This is a genomic window from Pseudomonas sp. FW305-96, from assembly GCF_058783825.1.
The window spans coordinates 1-8307 of record NZ_JBYSYW010000064.1 but is presented as its reverse complement, the minus strand read 5'-3'; the positions used below and the strand labels follow the sequence as shown (position 1 = coordinate 8307).

Genomic DNA, 8307 nt, shown 5'->3' with positions numbered 1-8307 from the left:
ACACCGAGATCTACACCTACCTGGAAGGCAAGGTCCAGCTGGTGCTGAACCTGGCCAACTATGGCCTGCTGACGGAGGACGAGCTGTACATCGCGGCCTACCTCGGCTCGCTCAAGGTGGCCTTCTTCAGCACCTTGCTCTGCCTGCTGATCGGCTACCCGATGGCCTACGCCATCTCCAAGGCCAGAAAAGAGTCGCAGACCGTCCTGCTGCTGCTGATCATGATGCCGACCTGGACTGCGATCCTGATCCGCGTCTACGCCTGGATGGGCATCCTCAGCAACAACGGCCTGCTCAACAGCTTCCTGCTGTGGCTGGGGCTGATCGACCAACCGCTGCAGATCCTCAACACCAACCTGGCGGTGTATATCGGCGTGGTCTATTCGTACCTGCCGTTCATGATCCTGCCGCTGTACGCCAACCTGGTGAAGCATGACGAAAGCCTGCTGGAAGCTGCATCCGACCTTGGCTCGAGCACCTTCAACAGCTTCTGGAAGATCACCGTGCCGCTGTCGAAGAACGGCATCATCGCCGGCTGCATGCTGGTGTTCATCCCGGTGGTGGGCGAGTTCGTGATTCCTGAACTGCTCGGCGGCCCGGAAACCCTGATGATCGGTAAAGTGCTGTGGCAAGAGTTCTTCAACAACCGTGACTGGCCGGTGGCATCCGCGCTGGCGGTGGTGATGCTGGCGATCCTGATCGTACCGATCCTGCTGTTCAACCGCAGCCAGGCCAAAGAGATGGAGGGCCGCGCATGAAACGCTTCAGTTTCTCCAAGCTGATGCTGGTGCTCGGCTTGCTGTTCATCTACCTGCCGATGCTGATCCTGGTGATCTACTCGTTCAACGCCTCCAAGCTGGTAACGGTATGGGGCGGCTGGTCGGTGAAGTGGTACGTCGGCCTGCTCGACAACACCCAGCTGATGGGTTCGGTGATGCGCTCGCTGGAGATCGCCTGCTACACGGCGGTCGCCGCGGTGGCGCTGGGCACCCTGGCGGCCTTCGTGCTGACCCGGGTCACCCGCTTCAAGGGCCGCACCCTGTTCGGTGGCCTGGTCACCGCGCCACTGGTGATGCCCGAGGTGATCACCGGTCTGTCGCTGTTGCTGCTGTTCGTGGCCATGGCGCAGATGATCGGCTGGCCGCAGGAGCGCGGCATCGTCACCATCTGGATCGCCCACACCACGTTCTGCGCAGCCTACGTGGCGGTGGTGGTGTCGGCGCGCCTGCGCGAGTTGGACCTGTCCATCGAGGAGGCGGCCATGGACCTGGGCGCCAAGCCGTGGAAGGTGTTCTTCCTGATCACCATCCCGATGATCGCACCGTCGCTGGCGGCGGGCGGCATGATGTCGTTCGCCCTGTCGCTGGATGACCTGGTGCTGGCCAGCTTCGTCTCCGGCCCTGGCTCGACCACGCTGCCGATGGAAGTGTTCTCGGCCGTGCGCCTGGGCGTGAAGCCGGAGATCAACGCCGTGGCCAGCCTGATCCTGCTGTCGGTGTCGCTGGTGACTTTCATGGTCTGGTATTTCAGCCGCCAGGCCGAGGAGCGTCGTCGTCGGGCGATCCAGCAGGCCATCGAGGAGGGCGCTGCGGCGAACGTCTCGCAGCCGCAGGTACGTCGTCCGGCCCAGGCCGCCGCGCAGGCCTGAGCCAACGCATCGCGGGGCAAACCTGCCCCCACGAGACCTCCACGGGACTCGTGGAAGCAGGTTTGCCCCGCGTTCTTTTCAGCTCTGATCCGGCCAGTACCAGGCCGGCTCATCGAGCATTCCCTGCCCGACGACCCCGGTCTGTCCCAGGGTTTTCTCCAAGTGGATCGAGTTGCAGTCCGCGTCCTCTTCCAGTGCCGCCACCAAGCGTGGCGCGTGCGACACCACCCACACCTGACACTGGTGCGCCGCGCGGCGAATCAACCGTGCCAGCGCCGGCAGCAGGTCCGGGTGCAGGCTGGTTTCCGGCTCGTTGAGCACCATCATGCTCGGCGGGCGAGGGGTAAGCAGGGCGGCCACCAGCAGCAGGTAGCGCAACGTGCCGTCGGACAGTTCCGCGGCGCTCAGCGGGCGCAACAGCCCGGCCTGGTGCAAGCGCAGGGCGAACATTCCGCCGGCCTGGGCATCGACCGTGAGGCGTGCGCCGGGAAATGCATCGCTCACCGCATCCTGCAGCGCCTGCAGGTCGCCTATCTCATCGATGGTCTGCAACGCTGCGGCGAGGTCGCGGCCGTCGTGATGCAGCACCGGGGTGCGGGTGCCCAGCCGTGACTGGCGGGCAGGCGCCTCGGCGTCGGTCCTGAAGTGGTCGTAGAACCGCCAACTGCGGATCTGTTCGCGCAGGTGCAGCACCTCGGGTGAGCCCTGCAGGCTGCCGACCTGGTCGAACAGGCTGTCGAACTCGGTCATGTGCTGGTGCAGCACCTGCCATTGGCGCCCGTCGCGGGCCTTGACCATCGCCGCGTTGCGCTGCACCAGCTGGCTGGCGGGGCGGCACAGGGGCCCGGCCCAGATGGTTTCAAGCTTTATTTGCGGGTCGAGGGCGAACTTGGACCGGCTGGGTTCGGGCAGGCCGAGGCTGATGGCGTAGCCGAAGTCTGCGCCGGCAAAGCCCATCTTCAAGCGTTTGACATGCTGGCGCGGCCCGCCCTCCACCGGCACTTCGCCGCTGAGCATGCGGCGGGTGAGCTTCTCTGGGCCGGCCCAGAAGGTGGACTCCAGCCCGCCTTCGGCGGCCAGCGCATTGACCACCCCGCCGTGCGCGGTCTCCGCGAGTAGACGCAAGGCCTTGTACAGGTTGGACTTGCCACTGCCATTGGCACCGGTAATCACGTTCAGCCGGCCCAGCGGCAGCACCAGCTGGTTGATCGAGCGGTAGTTGGCAATGGCCAGGGTGGTGAGCATAGGCGGCATCCTTGAGCGGTCGGAACGCAGTATCGCCGATACCGCCTCGCTTTGTTGAACCCTGGCCGATGCCGTTTGTCGATCCCTGATCTACGCTTTCAAACGCATCCCTTTCACCTGAGAGAAGCAAGGAGCCTGCATGACGCTAGAGCGTGTGCCGCTGGTCGTTTGCCTGGGGTTGCTGTCCCTGCTTTCAGGATGTGGCAAGGAGGAGGTCGGCCAGGTGCTGCCCCGGGTCGCGGTGCAGCAGGTGCAGCCCACCGACTTTGCCGCCCGGGTCACCCTGACCGGTGACGTGCAGGCGCGGGTGCAGACCGACTTGTCGTTCCGCGTGGGCGGCAAGATCATTGCGCGCAGCGTCGATGTCGGTGACCACGTGAAGGCCAATCAGGTACTGGCGCGCCTGGACCCCAAGGACCTGCAGAACAACGTCGATTCGGCCAAGGCCGAGGTGTTCGCCGAACAGGCCCGGGTTACCCAGACCAGCGCCGCGTTCGTGCGCCAGCAGAAACTCTTGCCCAAGGGCTACACCAGCCAGAGCGAGTACGACTCCGCTGAAGCCGCGTTGCGCAGCAGCCAGAGCGCGCTCAAGGCCGCCCAGGCGCAACTGGCCAACGCCAACGAGCAGCTGAGCTACACGGCATTGGTGTCCGAGGCCGACGGCGTGATCACTGCGCGCCAGGCCGAAGTCGGCCAAGTGGTGCAGGCGACCATGCCGATCTTCAGCCTGGCGGTCGATGGCGACCGTGACGCGGTGTTCAATGTCTATGAGTCGCTGCTGGTGGCACCCAGCGGTGACAAGGGTGTGACGGTCAGCCTGATCGACAACCCCGCCATCACCGCCCAAGGCCACGTGCGCGAGATCACCCCGACGGTCTCTGCGCAAAGCGGCACGGTGCAGGTCAAGGTTGCCCTGCGCGACGTGCCCAAGGGCATGGCCCTGGGTGCGCCGGTGACGGCGTCGGCCAGTGCCCATGGCAAACCGAGCGTCGAGCTGCCCTGGTCAGCCCTGACCAAGGCGCTGAACGAGCCCGCCGTGTGGGTGGTCGGCGAGGGTGACAAGGCGCAACTGCGCAAGGTCCAGGTGGCGCGCTACCTGACCGGAAAAGTGGTGATCAGCGAGGGCCTGGAGGCCGGTGAGGTGGTGGTGGTCAGTGGTGGCCAGCTGTTGAACCCAGGTATTCAGGTCGAGAAGGTCGATGCCAGAAACGGGGGAGTCGCGCCATGAGGCCGTTGCTGCCGATAGTGTCTGCCTGCCTGTTGCTGGCTGCCTGTGGTGGAGAGGAAGCCCAGCCCGAACCCGTGCGACCGGTGTTGTCGACCGTGGTCGAGCCCCAGGTGCAAGCGCAGCTTGGGCGCTTTGCCGGCAACATCCAGGCGCGCTTCGAGAGCACCTTGGGTTTCCGCGTGTCTGGTCGTATCGCCAGGCGCTGGCTGGATGTCGGGGCCCAGGTCAAGCCGGGCGATACCTTGGCCACCCTCGATCCGACCGACCAGCAGAACCAGCTGCGTGCCGCCGAAGGCGACCTCGCGCGGGTGCAGGCGCAGTGGATCAATGCCCAGGCCGATGCCCGTCGCCAGCAACAGCTGTATGACCGCGGAGTCGGCGCCCAAGCCCAGCTGGACATCGCCCAGACCAACCTGAAGACTACCGGCGCGTCGCTGGCGCAGGCGCGTTCGGCAGTCAGCCAGGCCCGCGACCAGCTCGACTACAGCACCCTGCGTAGCGACCATGCCGCGGTGATCACGGCCTGGCAGGCCGAGGCCGGGCAGACTGTCAGCGCCGGCCAGGCCGTAGTCACCCTGGCGCGCCCGGACGTGAAAGAAGCGGTGATCGACCTGCCGATAGCCTTGGCCGAACAACTGAGCCGCGACCTCACCTTCACCGTCGCCTCGCAGCTCGACACCAGCATCAACACTACTGCCACCTTGCGCGAGCTGGAGCCCCAGGCTGATGCCACCACCCGTACCCGCCGCGCCCGCCTGACCCTGGCCAGCACCCCGGAGGCTTTCCACCTGGGGACAGCGATCAGCGTCACCCTGACCTCGGCGCTGACGCCGCGCAGCCAGTTGCCGCGTTCCGCGTTGCTCGAGCGCGATGGCAAGACCCAGGTCTGGGTGGTCGACCCGCAGGGCAAGACCGTGGCCACCCGTGACGTCACCCTGGCGGAGCGTGGCCCTGACAGCATCATCCTGTCCTCCGGTGTGCAACCCGGCGAGCGCGTCGTCACCGCCGGCGTGAACAGCCTCAAGCCTGGCCAGAAGGTCATCTTCGACGAGGACGCACGATGAAAGGAAGCTTCAACCTCTCCGAATGGGCGCTCAAGCACCAGTCCTTCGTCTGGTACCTGATGTTCGTCGGCCTGCTGATGGGGATTTTTTCCTACTTCAACCTGGGTCGAGAGGAGGATCCGTCCTTCACCATCAAGACCATGGTGATCCAGACCCGCTGGCCCGGCGCGACCCAGGACGAGACGCTGTACCAGATCACCGACCGGATCGAAAAGAAACTCGAGGAGCTCGATTCGCTCGACTACGTGAAAAGTTATACCCGCCCCGGTGAATCGACGGTCTACGTGTACCTGCGCGACACCACCAAGGCCAAGGACATTCCAGACATCTGGTACCAGGTGCGCAAGAAGATCCAGGACATCCGCGGCCAGTTCCCCCAGGGTGTACAGGGCCCGGGCTTCAACGACGAGTTCGGCGACGTGTTCGGCTCGATCTACGCTTTCACCTCCGATGGCCTGAACCTGCGTCAGCTGCGCGACTATGTGGAGCAGGCCCGCGCGGAGGTGCGCGAGGTGCACAACATCGGCAAGATCGAGCTGATCGGCACCCAGGACGAAGTGCTCTACCTGAATTTCTCCACCCGCAAGCTGGCAGCCCTGGGCATCGACCAGCGGCAGGTCATGGAGGCGCTGAAATCGCAGAACGCGGTGACCCCGGCGGGGGTGATCGAAGCCGGCCCCGAGCGGATTTCGGTGCGCACCACCGGGCAGTTCGCCTCGGAGAAGGACCTGGAGACGGTCAACCTGCGCATCAACGACCGCTTCTTCCGCCTGGCCGATATCGCCGACATCGAGCGTGGCTATGTCGACCCGCCGTCGCCGATCTTCCGCTACAACGGCCAGCCGGCCATCGGCCTGGCCATCGGCATGAAGGCCGGCGGCAACATCGAGGTGTTTGGCGCGGCGCTGAAGAAGAAGATGGACAGCATCGTCAGCGAACTGCCGGTCGGGGTCGGCGTGCACACCGTGTCCGACCAGGCTGTGGTGGTCAAGCAGGCGGTTGGCGGCTTCACCAGTGCCTTGTTCGAAGCCGTGGTGATCGTGCTGGTGGTGAGCTTCGTCAGCCTGGGCGTGCGTGCCGGGCTGGTGGTGGCCTGCTCGATCCCGCTGGTGCTGGCCATGGTGTTCGTGTTCATGGAGTACAGCGATATCACCATGCAGCGGATCTCGCTGGGTGCGCTGATCATTGCCCTGGGCCTGCTGGTGGATGACGCGATGATCACCGTGGAGGTGATGGTCACGCGCCTGGAAATGGGCGAGACGAAAGAGCAGGCGGCGACCTTCGCCTACACCTCGACGGCCTTCCCCATGCTTACCGGAACCCTGGTGACCGTGGCCGGATTCGTGCCGATCGGCCTCAATGCCAGCTCGGCCGGTGAATATACCTATACCTTGTTCGCGGTGATCGCCGTGGCGCTGCTGGTGTCGTGGGTGGTGGCGGTGTTCTTCGCCCCGGTGCTGGGGGTGCATATCCTCAGCAGCGAAAAGCTCAAGCCCCACGAGGCCGAACCCGGGCGAGTGGGCCGGGCATTCGAACATGGCCTGCTGTGGTGCATGCGCCACCGCTGGGTGACGGTGATCGGCACCATCGTGCTGTTCGCACTGTCGGTGGTGGGCATGCGCTTCGTGCAGAACCAGTTCTTCCCATCCTCGGACCGCCCGGAGATCCTGGTCGATCTCGACCTGCCGCAGAACGCCTCGATCGAGGAAACGCGCAAGGTGGTGGATCGCCTGGAGGCGAAGATCAAGGACGACCCCGACCTGGTGCGCTGGAGCACTTACATCGGCCAGGGCGCGATCCGCTTCTACCTGCCCCTCGACCAGCAACTGCAGAATCCCTATTACGCCCAGCTGGTGATCGTCAGCAAGGGCTTCGAAGAGCGCCAGGGCATGATCGAGCGCCTGCAGAAACTGCTGCGCGAGGACTTCGTCGGCATCGGCAGCAACGTGCAGTCGCTGGAGATGGGCCCACCGGTGGGCCGGCCGATCCAGTACCGGGTCAGCGGCAAGGACATCGACCAGGTGCGCCGCTATGCCATCGAACTGGCCACGGTGCTCGATGGCAACGAACATATCGGCGACATGATGTACGACTGGAACGAGCCCGGTAAGGTGCTGCGCATCGAGATCGCCCAGGACAAGGCACGCCAGCTGGGGCTGTCGTCCGAAGACGTGGCCAATGTGATGAACAGCATCGTCAGCGGCGTGCCGGTCACCCAGGTCAACGACAACATCTACCTGGTCGACGTCATTGCCCGCGCCGAGGACAGCGAGCGGGGCTCGCCCGACACCCTGCAGAACCTGCAGATCGTCAGCCCCAGCGGTGTATCCATTCCCCTGTTGGCGTTCGCCACCGTGCGCTACGAGCTGGAGCAGCCATTGGTGTGGCGGCGCGACCGCAAGCCGACCATCACCATCAAGGCCTCGGTGGTCGGCGATATCCAGCCGACCAACCTGGTGGCGCAGCTCAAGCCGAAAATCGACGAGTTCGCCGGCAAGCTGCCGCCCGGCTACGGCGTGGCCACCGGCGGTACGGTGGAGGAGAGCGGCAAGGCGCAGGGGCCGATCGCCGATGTCATTCCGTTGATGCTGTTCCTCATGGCGACCTTCCTGATGATCCAGCTGCACAGCGTGCAGAAGCTGTTCCTGGTGGTCAGCGTCGCGCCGCTGGGGCTGATCGGCGTGGTCCTGGCCCTGGTGCCCACGGGCACGCCCATGGGCTTCGTGGCGATCCTCGGCATCCTCGCCCTGGCCGGGATCATCATCCGCAACTCGGTGATCCTGGTGACCCAGATCGACGAATTCGAGGAACAGGGTTACACCCCCTGGGACGCGGTGGTGGAGGCGACCAACCACCGCCGTCGGCCGATCCTGTTGACGGCGGCGGCGGCAAGCCTGGGCATGATCCCGATTGCCCGGGAAGTGTTCTGGGGGCCGATGGCCTACGCCATGATCGGCGGCATCATCAGCGCAACGCTGCTGACGCTGTTGTTCCTGCCGGCGCTGTACGTGGCCTGGTACAAGATCCGCGAGCCGGAAAAGACTTCCTGAGAACCACGCGCACCCTGTGGGAGCTGGCTTGCCAGCGATAGCGTCGTCAGCCTCACCGACGCTATCGCTGGC

At 65.1% G+C, this 8307-nt stretch carries 6 protein-coding genes; 5 read left to right on the top strand and 1 reads right to left on the bottom strand.

From position 1 onward, the window contains the following. Positions 1-758 (top strand): ABC transporter permease subunit (locus AC3WL2_RS25715; RefSeq protein ID WP_102719685.1); only part of this gene is annotated, 758 nt, incomplete at its 5' end. Beyond that, positions 755-1648 carry an ABC transporter permease subunit gene (locus AC3WL2_RS25710; RefSeq protein WP_038707013.1) on the top strand — a complete coding sequence of 298 codons (894 nt, stop codon included), beginning with the start codon at positions 755-757 and terminating at the stop codon, positions 1646-1648. The genes AC3WL2_RS25715 and AC3WL2_RS25710, both read left to right, overlap by 4 nt. Before the next feature lie 78 nt (positions 1649-1726). Here AC3WL2_RS25710 and AC3WL2_RS25705 read toward each other — a convergent pair whose 3' ends face one another. Continuing rightward, entirely contained in the window at positions 1727-2893 is a 1167-nt protein-coding gene (locus tag AC3WL2_RS25705; protein ID WP_102685441.1) for an AAA family ATPase, read from the bottom strand. Positions 2894-3032: 139 nt separating this feature from the next. On the opposite strand from AC3WL2_RS25705, the gene AC3WL2_RS25700 reads away from it, so the two are divergent. Genes AC3WL2_RS25700 through AC3WL2_RS25690 form a run of 3 tightly spaced genes read left to right on the top strand, consistent with a single transcriptional unit; the run spans position 3033 to position 8235 of the window. Continuing rightward, complete coding sequence (locus AC3WL2_RS25700) at positions 3033-4121, top strand: efflux RND transporter periplasmic adaptor subunit (protein ID WP_102685442.1); 1089 nt, start codon at positions 3033-3035, stop codon at positions 4119-4121. Next, positions 4118-5185, top strand: a complete 1068-nt coding sequence (locus AC3WL2_RS25695) for an efflux RND transporter periplasmic adaptor subunit (RefSeq protein WP_102685443.1) — start codon at positions 4118-4120, stop codon at positions 5183-5185. The genes AC3WL2_RS25700 and AC3WL2_RS25695 overlap by 4 nt, the downstream gene beginning before the upstream one ends. Further along, positions 5182-8235 carry an efflux RND transporter permease subunit gene (locus tag AC3WL2_RS25690; protein ID WP_102685444.1) on the top strand — a complete coding sequence of 1018 codons (3054 nt, stop codon included), beginning with the start codon at positions 5182-5184 and terminating at the stop codon, positions 8233-8235. The genes AC3WL2_RS25695 and AC3WL2_RS25690 overlap by 4 nt, the downstream gene beginning before the upstream one ends. Positions 8236-8307: the final 72 nt, after the last annotated feature.